This is a genomic window from Halomonas sp. LMYGS-3, assembly GCF_059509875.1.
In genome coordinates this window covers 13406-29512 of the sequence record NZ_JCAKFQ010000039.1, presented here as the reverse complement: position 1 = coordinate 29512, position 16107 = coordinate 13406, and the positions used below count along the sequence as shown (strand labels likewise).

Here is a 16107-nt window from a genome sequence, read left to right as displayed (position 1 = left end):
GATTGCTGAGTTGCGTTAGACTGATTCATGACCTGCCTCCCTCAATAGTGGCTCTGTGTTCTGGTCCCTACCTCAACGTAACCCACGACGTTGAGGCGGGGCAGGTCAATCCATCATGTCTACATTAGCCCGCGGAGGTCACGAGCGAAAGGCGATCCGCGTGCCGTAGGTCAGCCGCTCGTCGGGGGTGATGGCATGGCCCGGCACGCCGATCATCTCGTCACCGCACTGGTCGGCCCAGGTCAGTACGCCATGGGTCAGGCCCAGGTCGCCCAGCAGGTCCTGGATCTCGCCGGTGCCGAGGAAGGTCCAGGTGTTGCCGTCGGCGTCTGCCAGCTCCGAAACCCCGTTGGCATGGTGGAAGCGCACGATGTAGATGCCGTCCTGGGATTCGACCTCGACAATGGGCGAGAGGCCGTGGGACAGCGCGTGGGACAGTTGCTTGAGGGTGATGTGATCACCCAGGCTCATGTCGATGGCAGTCATGGTGAACCCTCGACTCGTTCCATTTTCAGGGGCATACCCTCATCAATGTAGGCGCAGGGGGATGGGCCGGCCAGCCCCTCGGCGATACGGCAGGTTTTGGCCTCGGTCACGCCATTCGATGCCAACGGCATGACCTTATGGGCCGCCAGCTGGCTCGCCAGCCGCGCGGCGAAGCCCTCGCCGGGCACATAGCCGGCGGGGGAGGGCCGCATGCCGATGGTGCCGCCGGTGTAGAGGATCAGCAGGCGCGGCATGGTCAGGACTCCAGGTGCGGGGCCAGCATGGACCGGGGTCTCAGCAGGCGGTCCAGCTGGGCCTCGTCGAGCAGTCCCTCGGCAAGGGCCTGCTCGCGGAGGGTGGTGGCGTTCTGCAGCGCCGCCCTGGCGAGGCGCGAGGCACTGGCGTAGCCGATGTGCGGGACCAGTGCGGTGACGATGCCGATGCTCGTCTCCACGTGCCGGGCGCACTGGTCGCGATTGGCCTGGATGCCCTCGATGCAGCGCGTCTGGAGCATATGGCAGGCTTCGCACAGCATGCGCATGGCGTTGAGCAGGTTGTAGACGATCAGCGGCTCCATGGCATTGAGCTGGAGCTGGCCGGCCTCGGCGGCCAGGGTCACGGCCAGGTCGCCGGCGATCACCTGATAGACCGTCTGGTTCACCGCCTCGGGGATCACCGGGTTGACCTTGCCCGGCATGATCGACGAGCCGGGCTGCACGGCGGGCAGGACGATCTCGCCGAGACCGGTGCGTGGCCCGCTGGAGAGCAGCCGCAGGTCGTTGCAGATCTTGCCCAGCTTGAGGGCGAAGCGCTTGAGGATGCCGGACAGGTAGACGAAGGCCCCCATGTCCGAGCTGGCCTCGACCAGGTGCGAGGCCGGCACCAGGGGCTTGCCGGAGATGACCGCCAGGCGCGCGACTGCCAGGGCCTGGTAGCGGGGGTGGGTGTTGATGCCCGTGCCGATGGCGGTGCCGCCGAGGTTGACTTCGCACAGCAGCCGGCAGGCGTCGTGGAGGCGGGCGATGTCCTCGCCCAGGTTCACCGCGAAGCCCTCGAACTCCTGTCCCAGCGTCATCGGTACCGCGTCCTGCAGTTGGGTGCGGCCCATCTTCACGATATCGGCGAACTCGGCCCCCTTGTCCTGCAGGGCATCGCGCAGCGCGGCGATGGCGTCCCGCAGCGGTTCGGCGGCGAACTGCAGGCTCAGGCAGGCCGCCGTGGGGTAGGCGTCGTTGGTCGACTGGGCGCGATTGACGTCGTCGTTGGGGTGGAGGTGGCGGTACTCCCCCCGGGCGTGCCCCAGCTTGCTCAGCGCCATGTTGGCGATGACCTCGTTGGCGTTCATGTTGGTGGAGGTGCCGGCGCCGCCCTGGATCAGGTCGACCACGAACTGGTCGTGCAGGGCGCCGTCGATGATGTCCTGGCAGGCGGCCTGGATCGCCTCGGCCTTGTGCGGCTCGAGGGCGCCCACCGCCTGGTTGGCATGGGCAGCGGCCGCCTTGACCATGGCCAGGGCCCGCACCAGTTCGGGGAAATGGCTGATGGGGACGCCCGTGATCCTGAAGTTGTCCAGGGCGCGCTGGGTCTGGATGCCGTACCAGATGTCCTGGGGTAGTGTCATCTCGCCGAGCAGGTCATGTTCCAAGCGTGTCGTCATGAAGGTTCCACCGGTAAGGGAGAGAAGCCAGCCCTGTCGGGAGGGCAGGACTGGCAGGCGGTGCGGGGGGATTGCGGTTCAGTCGCCGGCGCCGGCCGGCTGGCCGGTGGGGCGGGCTTGCAGGCGCTCGAGATCCTCGGGCTCCAGCTCCCAGGCTTTCGGATCCAGGTCCAGGTCGGCGTGCTGCCGGACGTCGAAGATCGGCTGCGCGATGCCCAGGCGGATCTGGTCGTCGAAGTCCTTGAGGATGCGCAGGCCGGGCTTGAACAGCATGATCAGGGCGACCAGGTTGGCGACCGCCAGCAGGCCCATGGTGACGTCGGCGAAGCCGAAGACCGTACCCAGGTCGGTGGTGGCACCCCAGCACACCAGCAACACGACAGCCACGCGGAAGCCATTGAACAGCTTGCGGTTGTTGTTGCTGAAGTAGTTGAGGCTGTTCTCGCCGAGGTAGTAGTTGTAGAGGATGGTGCTGAAGGCGAACAGCAGCAGCGCCAGGCTGACGAAGCTCCGCCCCCACTCGCCGACGTGATCGGCCAACGCCGCCTGGGTCAGGGCGATCCCCTCGATGTCGCCGCCCGCGCTTGGATCATAGATGCCGCTGAGCAGGATCAGGAAGGCGGTGCAGGAGCAGAGGATCAGGGTGTCGATGAACACCGAGAAGGCCTGCACGATGCCCTGGTTGGCCGGGTGCGGCACATAGGCCACGGCGGCCACGTTCGGGGCGCTGCCCAGGCCCGCCTCGTTGGAGAACAGGCCGCGCCGGAGGCCCATCATGATGGCCGCGCCGATGCCGCCGCCGACGGCCGGCTCGAGGCCGAAGGCGCTCTTGACGATCAGCGTGATCACCCCGGGCAGCTTGTCGACATTCATGCCCAGGACGAGCAGGGCGATCAGCAGGTAGCCGATCGCCATGACGGGCACCAGTACCTCGGAGATGCGCGCGATGCGCTTGATGCCGCCGAAGACGATCAGGCCGACCATTACCGCCAGGGCGATGCCGGTGAGGAGGACCGGCACCCCGAAGGCGTCATCCAGGGAGGTGGCCACGGCGTAGGATTGCAGGGCGGTGAAGGCGAAGCCGAAGGTGAGCAGCAGCAGCACGGCATAGAAGCCAGCCAGCCAGCCCCAGTGCCGGCCCAGGCCCTTGACGATGTAGTAGGCCGGCCCGCCGCGGTAGGTGCCGTCCGCTTCGGCCTGCTTGTAGGTCTGGGCCAGGGTGCACTCCAGGAAGCTCGTGGCCATGCCCATCAGGCCGACCAGCCACATCCAGAAGATGGCGCCCGGGCCGCCCAGGGTGATGGCCACGGCGACCCCGGCGATGTTGCCGCCGCCGACCCGGCCGGCGACCGAGAGCACCAGCGCCTGGAAGGAGCTGAGGTGGCCGTGCTTGTCGCGTCGGAAGGCCTGGCTCGCCCCGAGGATCCGGAACATGCGGCCGAAGTAGCGAAACTGGACGAAGCGGGAGGCGATGGTGAAGCCGACACCGACGGCCACCAGCAGTACGAGGAGTATCTTGCCCCACAGGAGGTCATTGAGAAGATCAAGCATGGTACGTCTCCGCTGTTGTGTTGTTGAGAGCGTGAGACGATTGAAGCAGCCGCGAGGCGCCGTGGGATTTGGCGCTGCGTTGCACTCCAGTGCACTATCCGCCAAGGTGAGTGCATCAGACTGCACCACCCTGCGTGGCGCACTGGGAGCCCTCCACATGCATGACGATTTCGTCGCCAACCTGCGGCTGCTGTGCAGCTATTACCCTTCCATCGCCGAGGTGTGCCGGCGGCTGGAGATCAATCGAGCCCAGTTCAACCGCTACCTGACGGGTCGCTACCGGCCCAGGCATGCCGCCATGGGACGCCTCTGTGCCTTCTTCGGCGTGGAGGAGCATGAGCTCTATCTGCCCCATGACGACTTCCGCACCCTGGTGCAGGCGGGGCGCGCGTCCCGGGCGTCGCCCCGGGGCGGCGGGGTGGCGTGGCCCGACGAGCTGCTCGAGCGTGGCCGTGAGGGCATGGCGCGCTACCTGGGGTGCTACTTCGAGTACTACCACTCGATGTCACGGCCCGGGCACCTGATCCGCACCCTGGTGTGCCTGGAGGAGCGCGAGAGCGGCATCGTCTACCAGCGCACCGAGCGCATGCAGACCCTGGCCAATAGCCGGCCCTTTCACAACCGCTACCGGGGCGTGGTCGTCAGGCTGGCCGACCGGATCTTCCTGGTGGATCACGAGACCCTCAACGGCCACGAGGTCACCCAGACCATCCTCTTCCCGAGCTTCCGGAGCCAGGTGACCCGGCTCACCGGGCTCAAGCTCGGCGTGGCGGACAACAGCGAGCGCATGCCGTGCTGCGTGCGCGTCCTCTACGAACGCCTCGACGAGCAGGTGGGCCTGCGCCAGGCGCTGGCGCAATGCGGGCTGCTCGCCCTCGACGACCCCGGTCTGGATGCCGAGCTGCTGGCTGCGGTGCGCAACGACGTGGCGCCCGGCGAGCAGCACTTCCGGGCCCGGCATCACGGCACTTGTTGACGCGCCACGGGGGTCAGGCGAAGGCGTAGACGTCCATGGCCAGCACGCCGTGCTCGATGCTGTGGTGCAGGCGCTGCGCCTGGCCGCCGGCGCCCAGCGCCACCAGCAGCGGCTGGAAGTGCTCGGGGGTGGGGTGGTTCTCGCGGGCGAGGGGGGCCTGCTCCCAGGCGAGCAGGGCGTCGCGGTCGGCGGTGGTCAGCCGCTCGTGTACCCAGTCGACGAACTCGCCGACCCAGGGCGGCATCGGCGTGCCCTGCTCCTGCATCTCGCTCAGGTTATGGGTCAGGCTGCCCGAGCCGATGATCAGGATGCCCTCCTCACGCAGTTTCGCCAGCTTCTCACCCAGCTCCACCAGGGCCTGATTCGACCAGGTGATCGGCAGCGACAGCGATACCACCGGGATATCCGCCTCGGGGAACAGCAGCGACAGCGGCACCCAGGCGCCGTGGTCGAGACCGCGCGCCACCGGCACGGCGTTGAGCTCACGGGCCAGGCGCCTGGCCAGCTCCGGCTCGCCGGGGGCGGGGTACTGGCATGCGTAGAGTTCCCGCGGAAAGCCGCCGAAGTCGTGGATGGTCTCGGGGCGCTCACTGGTGCTGACGGCGAGGCCTCGGGTCGCCCAGTGGGCCGAGACCACCACGATGGCCGCGGGGCGGTAGCGCTTGCCCAGCTCGCGCAGGAAGTCGTGGGCCGGCCCCGGCGTCAGGGCCAGCATGGGGGAGCCGTGGGAGATGAAGAGGCTGGGCAGCATGGGGAGACTCCTGTGAACGGGGTACGCCTGCCCCGGGTGGGCAGGCGCAGGGTGACTCGAGTGGCTCAGGCGAAGCGGCGGCTCAGGGTCAGGCTACCGCTGCCGAGGCCGGCCTGCACCAGCAGGGCGATGGCCCAGAACACCGGGAACTCCCAGCCGCCGCCTTCGTTGGAGAAGACCCAGCCGTTACCCAGGTGGACGGCGGCGGCGCCGAGCAGTACCGGCACCAGGGCCAGGCTCACCCAGCGGGTATAGATCCCGAGGAGCAGGGCCAGGCCGCCACCGACCTCGGCCAGGATGGTCAGGTAGGCCAAGAAGCCCGGGAAGCCGATCGATTCGAAGTAGCCGACGGTGCCGGGAATGGTGAAGACGAACACCTTGAGCAGGCCGTGGGCCAGGGTCATGACGCCGAGCGCGATGCGCAACAGGGCGATGGCATGGGGCTGCAGGCTGGTGGCCTGGGGTTGAGAGCGAGCGTCGGTGATGGCTTGGGTGGTCATGGTGATGATCTCCGTCGGGGGTGTTATAGGGGAGAGTTGTGCTTCGATGGGTGCCACTCTACCCGCGGAGAAAGCGGAGATAATCTGCGGGAATCGCAAATGACTGTTGCGATATTCGCGACAATTGACGGCGTCGGCTACAGGTCCAGTTCCCGCTCCCAGCTCGCCGGCTCCCCCCAGGCCTCGGCCAGGAAATCGAGCAGGCGCTCGACCTTGGCCGGCAGGTGGCGCCGCGCGGGGTAGACGCCATGGATGTCCAGAGTCACCGGGGGCTCGTGGCCGAGCAGGGGCACCAGGCGGCCCTCCCGGATGCTCTCGGTGACCAGGAAGCTGGGCTGCTGGGCGATGCCGAGCCCGGCCTCGGCGGCCAGGGTCAGGACGTCGCCATTGTTGCTCTCCAGGGGACCGCGGGTGGCCAGGCGACGGCCGCCGAACTGCCAATCGCCGCCGCTGCCGCCGGTGCGATAGCGCAGGCAGCGGTGGTGGGCCAGTGCCTCCAGCGAACGCGGCTCGCCGTGGCGGGCCAGGTAGTCCGGTGAGGCGCACAGCACCAAGCGGCAGCGGGCCAGGCGACGGGCCACCAGGCTGGAGTCGGGCAGGCTGCCGATGCGGATCGCCAGGTCGTAGCCCTCCTCGAGCAGGTCGACGCGGCGGTCGTTGAGGTCGAGGCGTACCTCCAGGGCCGGGTGCTCGACCATGAAGCGGGTCACCAGCGGGGCCAGGTGGCGGGTGCCGAAACTCATCGGGCCATTGACCCGCAGCCGGCCGCGGATCTCGCCGCTACCGCTGCCCACCTCGTCCGCCGCCTCCTCCAGGCCCTGCAGGATGCCCTGGGCCCGGGCCAGGTAGCGCTCGCCGGCCTCGGTGAGGTGCAGGCGCCGGGTGGTGCGCTGCAGCAGGCGCACCCCCAGGTGCTCCTCCAGCTCCATCACCTGGCGCGAGACGCGGGTGCGCGACAGGTCCAGCGCCTCGGCGGCGCGGGTATAGCTGCCCAGCTCGGCGACGCGAACGAAGGCGGTGATGGCATCCAGCAGGTTCATCGGCGCTCCTCGTGGTGTCAGTACCCCGTCATCTCCAGATAGCCCTCGCCCAGTACCTCGTCGCGGTCATGGTCGCGCACGACCACCTCGCCCTCCCAGTAGGCGACCGAGGTGGTCATCCAGCGTTCGGCATGGGGCGCCGCGACTACCAGGTCGAGGCCCTGTGCCGGCAGCTCGAGCCGCCAGCGGGTCGGCACCTCGCGGCCGGCGACCCGGCTCGTCGCCAGCGGCGTCAGGACCAGCTCGTCCGGGGCCAGGGCGCGGGGCTCGCCGGCTGGGGTGATCCAGGTACCGGAACGGTAGTCGCCGCCATCCTCGCCGCCGCCACGCAGCTGGAAGGCCATCAGCTTGTGGCCGCTGGCCAGGTGCAGCGAGAACCAGTCCCAGCCCGCCTGCTCCGGCCCCAGCAGCTGGCTGCTCCATTCGCGGTCGAGCCAGCCGCGGCCGCTCACCGTGCGCGTCTCACCGTCGAGCGTCACCTCCCCCTCGATGCGCCAGAAGGGCTGGCTGTAGTACATCGAGCCCTGGCCGTCGGCCGCCTTCTGGCTGAAGCCGCCCTCGCCGTGTTGCACCAGCGGCCCCTCGGCGGTGAGCGCGAGCCGGTAGCCGAAGCCACCGTGCTCGTCGTCCTGTCGGGTCGTCAGGGTCAGCCGTTCGAAGGTATCGGCGTGGGGATCCTCGTCCCGACTCTCGAGTCGCCAGTCGTCGAGCCAGGCGGCAAAGGGTGCGGCCCGGACGCCGGCCTGACTCTCCCGATCGTCGAGATCGCCGGCCGAGTGGCTGCGGGCGAAGCGTTCCGCCACCCGGTGGGTCGTGCCCCGGGAGACCGCCATATGCGCCATCCACAGCTGGTCGGCGACCCAGGGGCCGGGGGCCGGCCGCTGGGCGGGGGACGTCAGCGCCTGGCGGAACAGGGTCCACTGCAGGCCCAGCGGCTCGCCGGCCTCGTCCTCCAGGTTGGCGGTGAGGTACCACCACTCGATGCGGGTATCGGGATGGGGGCCGTGATCCTCGGGGAAGCGCAGCGTCGTCCCGGGGCTCGCCTGCACGAAGCCCTCGGTTGTCCCGCCCAGCCCGGCGAAACCGGCCGTCTCGCCGGGCGGCGGCTCGCCCTCGCAGCCGACGAGTACCAGCACGGCCAGCAGGCCCGGCAACATGGCCCTGAGCGTCATGTGGCCTCCTCCTCGGCCAGCAGGGCGCGAGGCGGGATGCGCCACAGCGCCAGGGCCGGCAGCACGGTGGCCAGCAGCGCCACCGCCACGGCGGTGACCAGGGTCAGCAGGATCTCGCCGGGAAACAGCGACAGCGGCAGGCGCCAGCCGAAGGCGGCCACGTTGATCACCTTCACCAGCCCTGCGGCGACGGCGATGCCGAGCGGCACCGCGAGGGCGCCGGTGACCAGTGCCGCACCGACCAACTGGGCGAGCTGGCTGCTCACCAGGCGCCCCCGGGGCACGCCCAACGCCCAGAGCGGCGCCAGTTGGCGCCGGCGCTCCCGGGCCTGGGCCAGCAGGCTGGCGAGCAGGGCGAGCGCCGCCACGCCGAGGGTCAGGGTGCTCAGGGCCCGGGTGATGGTGAAGGTGCGTTCGAAGATATCGGTGGAGAGGCGCTTCACCTCGCGCTGGTCGAGCAGGGTGTCGCTGCCCGCGCCGAAGCGGTCGGTGAGGGCGCGGCGCAGGGCCGCCTCGTCGGCGTCGGGGTGCAGCACGATGCCCACCGAGCCCGGCGGCGCCCGGTAGTGCTCGGCGAGGTGCGGCGTGGCCAGCAGCACCTCGCCGCGGGGATTGCCGTAGTCGGGGTAGAGGGCGGCCACGGTCAGCGTCTCGCGGCGGCCCGGCGTGTCGAGGGTGACCCGGTCGCCCGGCGCCAGGCCGGTGGCGATGGCCAGCTGCTCGTTGATGAAGGCTTCGCCCTCGCGGAAGGCCTGCCAGGCCGCCTCGCGTCCTTCGTGGGTCGCCAGCAGCGGCCAGCTCGGCACGAGCCGCTCGCCCGGGGTGATGCCGTAGAGGCCGACCGGCAGGTTGAGCGGCCCGGAGGCGTCGTTGTCGGCATCGAGCAGGGTGGCCTCGGTGCGCCGGGTGGCCAGCAGCTCGTCGACCTCCGGCCGGTCGGCGAGCCAGGCGTGGATCTCGTCATACCGCTCCGCCGGCGGACGCAGGTAGAGGTCCGCCACCAGGCGCTGGTCCAGCCAGTCGAGGAAGGTCAGGCGGAAGCCGCCCACCATGCTGCTCACCCCCAGGTTGGCGGAGAGCGCGATCAGCAGCGCCATCATCGCCAGCGCCAGGCGCGGCAGCTGCAGCTGCAGGTCGGCCAGGCCCCACTGGAGGAGCGCCCGCCGCCGGGCGAGGCGCGCGAGCCCGGCGAGGCCCAGCGCCAGCAGCGGCGGCAGCCAGAGCGCACTGGCGAGCAGCAGCATGGCCATCAGGCCGAAGCCGGCCAGCAGTCCCTCGCCGGGCGGCTGGCGCACGAGCCAGGCCCACAGCGCCAGCCCGACCAGGGCACAGGCGGCGCCGCTGGCGGCCATCAGGCGCAGCTGACGATGGAAGCCCGTGCGCCAGGCCTGGGCCTGGCCGAGGCCCAGCACGCCGAGCCGGGCGGCCCGCCACAGCACGCCGCTGCCGGCCAACAGCAGGCCGCCGAGGGTCACGGCCAGCCCACCGAGCCAGTAGTGCCAGGGCAACTGCAGCTCGGCCGCCACCCCGGCGCCGTAGAGGCTGTCGAGGGTGGCGGCCACGTCCGGTAGTAGCGCCCGGGCCAGCCAGACGCCGCTGACGATGCCGGCCAGGGCGCCGACGAGCCCCAGCAGCACCAGCTCGAGCAGCAGCAGGCCGACCAGGCGGCGGCCGGGCACGCCCAGCGCCCGCAGGGTGCGCAACATGCCCAGGCGCTGTTCCAGGGCCAGGCCGAGCGCCGCCTGGACAATGAACAGCCCGACCACCAGGGCCAGCAGCGCCATGGCGGTGAGGTTGAGGTGGAAGCTCTCGGTGAGCTGGCCCGGCGAGACCAGGGTGGTCGCCCGGGTCAGCGCCAGGCCGTCCGGCCCCTCGGCCAGGGCGTCGGCGGCGGTGACCAGGCGCGTCAGCGTCTCGCCGGCGTCGAGCAGGGCCGCGGCGGCGGCGATATCCATCACCAGGGTGTCGGGCGGCAGCGCAGGGGCGAGGACCAGGGGCGGCAGCCGCCGGCCGCCGAGGACGGGGGTGGCGCCCTCGGCGTCGCGGGCCGCAATGCCCAGGGCCGGCAGGGTGTCCGGGGCCAGGCGGGTCTGCCACGGCGGGGTGAGAAAATCCGTCAGTTCACCGGTACTGCCCGCCGCGGCGAAGGCGCTGTCGCCGGGCAGGGTCAGCGGGTCGATGCCGATCACCGTCAGCCGGGTGCCGTCGGCGGCCTCCAGCTCGCCCTCCAGCAGGGGTGAGACCGGTAACCCGGCCCGGCGCAGGGCCAGGTAGTCGTCGCGGGTCAGCGGGGTGCCGTCGCGGCGTTCGAGACGGTCCAGTCCGGTGGAGAAGAGCGCCTCGGCGCGGGCGTAGCTGTCGCGGGCCGAGGCGTTGATCGCCTGCACGCTGCTCCACAGGGCGCTGGCCACCCACAGCCCCAGCAGCAGCATGGCCAGCTGGCCGGGGTGGCGGCGGTAGTGCGAGAGCAGGGTGGCGAGGGCGGTGAGCATGGGGGCACAAGGGTGAGGAGCGACCGGGGCCTGGTGGCCCCTTGTGCCGGCATCGTCTCACAGAAGCGGCGAGGCGGGGAGTGGCAGGGCAGCGCGCTCTCGACTCCCCGCTACCTTCCGCTGACCGGTCGAGCCCGGCAGAGGATCAGTCGAGATGCAGCCACCGGGCCAGTCGCGAATGGCGGTGGCGGCTCAAGTACCAGGGCAGCAGGACCATGACGGCGAGGATCGTGATGGCCGCCGTGGTGCTGAGCAGGGGATGCAGCTCGAACGCATGGCCGAGGCTGGCGAACACCACGGTCATCGGCAGCATGCCGATCACCGAGGCCACGGCGAAACGCCATGCCGTGATGGCGGTCACGCCGGCGGCGTAACTGATCAGGGCGAAGGAGAAGATGGGAATCAGGCGGGTGAGCAGCACCGTGACAAAGAGCAGCCGTTGCGAGCCTTGCGCACCGAACAGCGGATTGTTCCGGTACCGTTCGCGCAACAGGTCACGGCCCAGCAACCGGGCGAGGAAGAAGGCGATCAGTGCCCCGCTCAGGGCGCCGGTCACCGAGAGCAGGGCCCCGGGAAGGATACCGAAGGCCAGCCCCGAGGCGGCGGTGACCGGCAGCGTGGGCAGGGGGCCGACCACCACCGTCAGCACCATGAGAGCTACCAGCAGCAGCGGCCCCAGCGCGCCGCGGCCATTCAACCACCGCGACAGGGCATCGGGCGACAGGGAGTCGGGCATGCCCAGCTGCCCCAGCACCAGCCAGACCAGGGTCATGCTCATCGCCGCGGCGATGAGCACGCCAGCACGAAACAGCCAGTCACGCCGGGTCATGTCGCTGGCTCGAGGCGTCATTTACCCGGCCATGGGTCAGCCGCAGGCAGCGGTCGAGCGGTGCCGCCACCCGCGGGCTATGGGTCACCACCAGCAGGGCGCTGCCGGCATCGTGCACCAGCGCCAGCAGCAGTTCGAGCACCTCGTCCGCGGTGGTCTCGTCGAGGTTGCCGGTGGGCTCGTCGGCGAGCAGCAGGGCGGGGCGTGGGGCCAGGGCGCGGCCGATGGCCAGGCGCTGCTGCTGGCCGCCGGATAGCTGCTCCGGATAGCGTTTCTCCAGCCCGGCCAGGCCCAGGCGTTCGAGCAGGTGGGCCGCCCAGGCGGCATCGTCGCGGCCGGCCAGGCGCGCCTGCAGGCGCAGGTTGTCGGCGACGTTCAGGCTCGGCACCAGGTGGAACTGCTGGAACACCAGGCCCAGGGTCTCGCGGCGCAGCCGGGCCCGGGCGGGTTCGGCAAGCGTCGAGAGCGCCCGATCGGCGAGGCGTACCTCACCGGCATCGGGCAGGTCGAGCCCGGCGGCCAGGTGCAGCAGGGTCGACTTGCCGCTGCCCGACTCGCCCATCAGCGCCAGGCTCTCGCCGGCGCTCAGGATCAGGTCGACGCCATCCAGCACCGTCAGCGGCCCCTGGGGCGTGGCGTAGGCCTTGCGGACCTGGTGGAATTCGAGCATGGCGGGGACATCCTTGGCAACCGGAGCCTAGATGGTCCCACAAGGACTCATTCAGGCGAAGATGCGCTGGAACTCGTCGGCAAAATCGTTGGTGGCAGGCTGGATGCCGAGCAGGCTGTCGCACAGTTCGAGAAAGCGGCGTGCGGCGAGATAGAGCATGTCGCTGAGTTGATGCAGAAGATTGAAGTGTTCGGCGATCTCCCCATAGTCCGTGGCGTAGTCGTGGGCCGCCATGTTGCGCACGGCTCCGCAGCGCTGCCAGTCGCCCATGGCGTCGATGACCCCCTGCTTCTCGAAGAAGGCCAGCACCTTGAGGAAGCTGTCGGTGGGTTCGCCCATCAGCAGGGCGCTATGGCGCATGGCGGACGCCAGGGTGTCTTGCAGCTTGGCAAAACGCTCGTTGATGGCGGCCAGGGTCTCGAAGAGCTCCTCGTCTTTCTTGCGCTTGCCCAGCCAATCGGCCTCGATGGGCCAGTCGATCTTGGCCTCGGACTCATGGAGGAACCAGGCACAGCGCTGGATGGCCTCCAGCAGCCTGGCCAGGTGTTGCTGCTGATCATCAAGGACATCGATGGTCATGCGGCATCGTCCAGCGGCTTGGCCTGCGAGAGGGCGATGGCCTGGAACGGGGTCGGGGGCTGGCCCTGTGCATAATTCAGGATATCCACAGGCAGATAGAGCGCCTGCTCCAGCGCGTGCTTGAGCTCGGCCAGCGTCAAGCGCGGGAGCGGGTTCGCCGTGATGATCAGAATGTCGAGGTCTCCCCCGCGGCGACTGTCATCCAGGCGGGAACCGAACACCCGCACGTCGGTGCCCTCTCCCGCGAACTCGCGGACGCAGGATACGATGGTCTCCCGTTGATCGCGGGTGAGTCGCATAGGGTGGGGCTCCTTGTGATGCCGGGTGTCCAACGCCTGTGACAGCCATAGTTTAGCATTCCCCCTGACGCTGGCGGCTGCCACAAGAAAGGGCGCCCGAAGGCGCCCCCCATGGATCATGCAGAGAGCCGCTGGGCTCAGTGGCTATGGCCGTGGTCATGACCGTGATCGTCGTGGTCGTGGCTGTGGCAATGGTCGTCGTCATCGCCATGCTCATCATGGTCGTCGTCGTGGCCCGGCTCGGCCAGGGCGTCATGCAGGGTCTTGGCGTTGTGGCGCATCATGCCCAGATAGGTGCTCGCTTCGCCCTCGGCGGCCAGGGCGTCGGCGTAGAGGGTGCCGGCGACGGGCAGGCCGGTCTCCTCGGCGAGCTGGTTGATGACGGCCGGGCTGGTCATGTTCTCGTGGAACAGCGCCTGGACGTTCTGCTCGCGGATCACGTCGATCAGGCGCGCCATGTCGGCGGCGCTCGGCTCGGCCTCGGAGGAGAGCCCCACCGGCGAGAGGAAGCGCAGGCCATAGGCGTTGGCGAAGTAGCCGAAGGAGTCGTGGCCGGTGATCACGCTGGTGGCGGCGGGGATCTCGGTAAGCAGTTCGCGGATCTCCTCCTCGGTGGCCTCGATCTCGTTGATATAGCGCTCCGCGTTCTCGTTGTAGGTGATCTCGTTGGCCGGGTCGGCCTCGACCAGGCCGTCGCGGATATTGATCACGTAGACCTGGGCCAGGGCCAGGTCCTGCCAGGCGTGGGGGTCCTGGTCGCCATGGGCGTGGCCGTCGTGGTCGTCATCGCCGTGGCCGTGGTCGTCATCATCGTGGCCGTGGTCGTCATCATCGTGGCCGTGGCCATGATCGTCGTCGTGGCCGTGCTCATCGGGAGTGTCGTCGTGCCCGTGGGCGTGCTCAGGGGCATGGCCGTGATAGTCCAGCAGGGCGACGCCCTCGCTGGCGACCACCCGCGGGCCGGCATAGTCGCTGGAGTCGATCAGTCGCTCCATCCAGCCTTCGAACCGCAGGCCGTTGAATACCACCAGGTCGGCATCGGCCAGGGTCCGGGCGTCGCTGGGGCTGGGCGAGAAGACATGGGTGTCGCTGTCGGGGCCCACCAGCGAGGTCACCTCGACGTGCTCGCCGCCGACGTTCTGGACCATGTCGGCGAGGATACTGAAGCTGGCGACCACCTGGACGCGTTCGGCCGCGAAGGCGGCCGGCAGTGCCAGCATGGCGGTGGTGCCTATCACCAGGGCGGAGGGTCTGAGACTGCGCAGCATGCAAGGGCTCCTTGGAATGATGTCAATGGACTTCGGTCACGATGTCAGTGGGGTTCGGGGGCACCCAGCGGGGCGGCTTGCCGTTGCAGACGGGCCCGCAGGCTGTGGTGTCGTCCGAACAGGGCGGAAAGCATGTAGCCGACGCCGGCCAGCAGGATGATCGCCGGGCCGGAAGGAATGCTGAGGTGGTAGGAGAGCAGCAGGCCGCCGCTGCTGGCGACCATGGCGATGCCGATGGCGACACCGATCAGCCCCTCCAGGCGCTTGCTCCAGAACCGCGCGGCGGTGGCCGGCAGCATCATCAGGCCCACGGCCATCAGCGTGCCCAAGGTCTGGAAGCCGGCGGTGAGGTTGAGCACCACCAGGCCGAGGAAGATGCCATGGACCAGGCCGCCGTGGACGCCCTGGCCGCGCAGGAACAGCGGGTCGAGGCACTCCACCACCAGGGCGCGGAAGATGACCGCCAGGGTCACCACGATCAGGCTGCTGATGGCGGCGATCAGGATCAGGGCGGTGCTGTTGACGGCGAGGATCGAGCCGAACAGCACATGGGTGAGGTCGACACTGCTGCCGCCCAGCGAGACCAGCATCACCCCGGCGGCCAGCGAGATCAGGAAGAAGCTGGCCATGGCGGCGTCCTCGCGCTGGCCGGTCATCTGCGACACGCTGCCCGCCAGCACCGCCACCAGCAGCCCCGAGAGCACGCCGCCGAGGCTCATGATCGGCAGCGAGAAGCCGGCGAGCAGGAAGCCCAGCGCGACCCCCGGCAGGATGGCGTGGGCCATGGCATCGCCGATCAGGCTCATGCCGCGCAGCACCAGGAACACGCCCATGGGCGGGGCGGCCAGGGAGAGGGCCAGGCCGGCCACCAGGGCGCGCCGCATGAAGCCGTAGTCGAAGGGGGCGATCAGCCACTCGTGAAGCAGCGCTAGCATGTGCCCACTCCCGGGATGGCGATCGACAGCGAGGCGGCCGCCGCGAACGGCACCTGGGTCTTGAGGATGGCGTCGGGCGAGGACCACTGCACATGGCCGCCGGCCAGCACCACGACCTCATCGGCCAGCCGCGAGAGCTGCTCCATGTCGTGCAGCACCACGATGATGGTGGCACCGGCCTGGGCCATGTCGCGCAGCACGGTCATCAGCACGTCCACGGTTTCGGCATCGACGTTGGCGAAGGGCTCGTCGAGCAGCAGCAGCTCGGCTTCCTGCATCAGGGTACGGCCGATCAGCGCGCGCTGGCGCTGGCCGCCGGAGAGCTCGCCCAGCGGCCGGTGAGCCAGGTGGGAGATGCCCAGCCGCGCCATGATCTCCCGGCCGCGGCGGTAGTGGGCGGCGCAGTAGCCGGTCAGCGCCCCGTGGCTGGGCCAGCTGCCGGTCATCACCAGCTCCTCCACGCTCATCGGGAAGGTGAGGTCCAGGGCCAACTGCTGCGGCAGCCAGGCGCGCCGCTCCTTGGGCACCGAGCACACGACGCGGCCGGTGATCGGCTTGAGGATGCCCATGATGCCCTGGATCAGGGTGCTCTTTCCGGTGCCATTGGCGCCGACCAGCGCGGTGATGGCGCCGTCGCGGAAACTGCCCTCCACGTGCTCGAGCACGGTACGATTGCCCTGGGCCAGCTGCAGGTCGTGCAGCTGCAGGCGGGTCGCGGCGGCCTGCGACATCAGGACCACCAGCCCGCCGCCCAGGACACCGTCAGCCACAGCAGCACGAGCGGTATTGTCACCAGCAGCAGCCGGCGCGTGGCGGACAGCGACATCAACGAGAAGTGGCAGGGCCCCTCGGGGCGGTGCCGATGGGTGTGTGAGCGGTGTGCCATGACACGGCTCCTCCGA

At 69.7% G+C, this 16107-nt stretch carries 18 protein-coding genes; 1 reads left to right on the top strand and 17 read right to left on the bottom strand.

Annotated features, from left to right (window positions below; translation table 11 throughout):
- Positions 1-138: 138 nt before the first annotated feature.
- The 4 genes from AC5W54_RS21005 to AC5W54_RS20990 form a co-directional block, all read right to left on the bottom strand.
- Entirely contained in the window at positions 139-486 is a 348-nt protein-coding gene (locus AC5W54_RS21005; RefSeq protein WP_495964052.1) for a hypothetical protein, read from the bottom strand.
- Positions 483-740, bottom strand: coding sequence for an asparaginase domain-containing protein (locus tag AC5W54_RS21000; RefSeq protein ID WP_495964051.1), 258 nt, complete (start codon positions 738-740; stop codon positions 483-485). Before AC5W54_RS21000 ends, AC5W54_RS21005 begins: the two co-directional genes overlap by 4 nt.
- Before the next feature lie 2 nt (positions 741-742).
- On the bottom strand, positions 743-2143 hold the full coding sequence (locus tag AC5W54_RS20995; RefSeq protein ID WP_495964050.1) for an aspartate ammonia-lyase: 1401 nt from the start codon (positions 2141-2143) through the stop codon (positions 743-745).
- A gap of 78 nt (positions 2144-2221) precedes the next feature.
- The gene (locus AC5W54_RS20990; protein WP_495964049.1) at positions 2222-3694 is read right to left on the bottom strand and encodes an alanine/glycine:cation symporter family protein; all 1473 of its coding nucleotides are present in this window, start codon (positions 3692-3694) and stop codon (positions 2222-2224) included.
- A gap of 157 nt (positions 3695-3851) precedes the next feature.
- On the opposite strand from AC5W54_RS20990, the gene AC5W54_RS20985 reads away from it, so the two are divergent.
- Positions 3852-4670 carry a helix-turn-helix domain-containing protein gene (locus AC5W54_RS20985; RefSeq protein WP_495964048.1) on the top strand — a complete coding sequence of 273 codons (819 nt, stop codon included), beginning with the start codon at positions 3852-3854 and terminating at the stop codon, positions 4668-4670.
- A gap of 13 nt (positions 4671-4683) precedes the next feature.
- Here AC5W54_RS20985 and AC5W54_RS20980 read toward each other — a convergent pair whose 3' ends face one another.
- From AC5W54_RS20980 to AC5W54_RS20920, 13 genes are all read right to left on the bottom strand, one after another.
- Positions 4684-5421 carry a dioxygenase family protein gene (locus tag AC5W54_RS20980; RefSeq protein ID WP_495964047.1) on the bottom strand — a complete coding sequence of 246 codons (738 nt, stop codon included), beginning with the start codon at positions 5419-5421 and terminating at the stop codon, positions 4684-4686.
- 65 nt (positions 5422-5486) lie between these two features.
- The gene (locus AC5W54_RS20975; RefSeq protein WP_495964046.1) at positions 5487-5921 is read right to left on the bottom strand and encodes a DoxX family protein; all 435 of its coding nucleotides are present in this window, start codon (positions 5919-5921) and stop codon (positions 5487-5489) included.
- Between the two features lie 137 nt (positions 5922-6058).
- Positions 6059-6961: a LysR family transcriptional regulator gene (locus tag AC5W54_RS20970; protein ID WP_495964045.1), complete on the bottom strand. Its 903-nt coding sequence runs from the start codon at positions 6959-6961 to the stop codon at positions 6059-6061.
- A 17-nt stretch (positions 6962-6978) separates the two neighbouring features.
- Positions 6979-8133: a lipocalin-like domain-containing protein gene (locus AC5W54_RS20965; RefSeq protein ID WP_495964044.1), complete on the bottom strand. Its 1155-nt coding sequence runs from the start codon at positions 8131-8133 to the stop codon at positions 6979-6981.
- On the bottom strand, positions 8130-10625 hold the full coding sequence (locus AC5W54_RS20960; protein ID WP_495964043.1) for an ABC transporter permease: 2496 nt from the start codon (positions 10623-10625) through the stop codon (positions 8130-8132). Before AC5W54_RS20960 ends, AC5W54_RS20965 begins: the two co-directional genes overlap by 4 nt.
- Before the next feature lie 145 nt (positions 10626-10770).
- Positions 10771-11454, bottom strand: coding sequence for a TVP38/TMEM64 family protein (locus AC5W54_RS20955; protein ID WP_495964042.1), 684 nt, complete (start codon positions 11452-11454; stop codon positions 10771-10773).
- Positions 11441-12124, bottom strand: a complete 684-nt coding sequence (locus tag AC5W54_RS20950; RefSeq protein WP_495964041.1) for an ABC transporter ATP-binding protein — start codon at positions 12122-12124, stop codon at positions 11441-11443. The genes AC5W54_RS20955 and AC5W54_RS20950 overlap by 14 nt, the downstream gene beginning before the upstream one ends.
- Before the next feature lie 51 nt (positions 12125-12175).
- Positions 12176-12703: a hypothetical protein gene (locus AC5W54_RS20945; protein WP_495964040.1), complete on the bottom strand. Its 528-nt coding sequence runs from the start codon at positions 12701-12703 to the stop codon at positions 12176-12178.
- On the bottom strand, positions 12700-13002 hold the full coding sequence (locus AC5W54_RS20940; RefSeq protein WP_495964039.1) for a nucleotidyltransferase domain-containing protein: 303 nt from the start codon (positions 13000-13002) through the stop codon (positions 12700-12702). Before AC5W54_RS20940 ends, AC5W54_RS20945 begins: the two co-directional genes overlap by 4 nt.
- A 137-nt stretch (positions 13003-13139) precedes the next feature.
- Positions 13140-14270, bottom strand: coding sequence for a metal ABC transporter solute-binding protein, Zn/Mn family (locus AC5W54_RS20935; protein ID WP_495964038.1), 1131 nt, complete (start codon positions 14268-14270; stop codon positions 13140-13142).
- Between the two features lie 44 nt (positions 14271-14314).
- On the bottom strand, positions 14315-15205 hold the full coding sequence (locus AC5W54_RS20930) for a metal ABC transporter permease (RefSeq protein ID WP_495964037.1): 891 nt from the start codon (positions 15203-15205) through the stop codon (positions 14315-14317).
- Complete coding sequence (locus tag AC5W54_RS20925; protein ID WP_495964036.1) at positions 15199-15936, bottom strand: metal ABC transporter ATP-binding protein; 738 nt, start codon at positions 15934-15936, stop codon at positions 15199-15201. Before AC5W54_RS20925 ends, AC5W54_RS20930 begins: the two co-directional genes overlap by 7 nt.
- Positions 15936-16091 carry a hypothetical protein gene (locus AC5W54_RS20920; RefSeq protein ID WP_495964035.1) on the bottom strand — a complete coding sequence of 52 codons (156 nt, stop codon included), beginning with the start codon at positions 16089-16091 and terminating at the stop codon, positions 15936-15938. Before AC5W54_RS20920 ends, AC5W54_RS20925 begins: the two co-directional genes overlap by 1 nt.
- Positions 16092-16107: the final 16 nt, after the last annotated feature.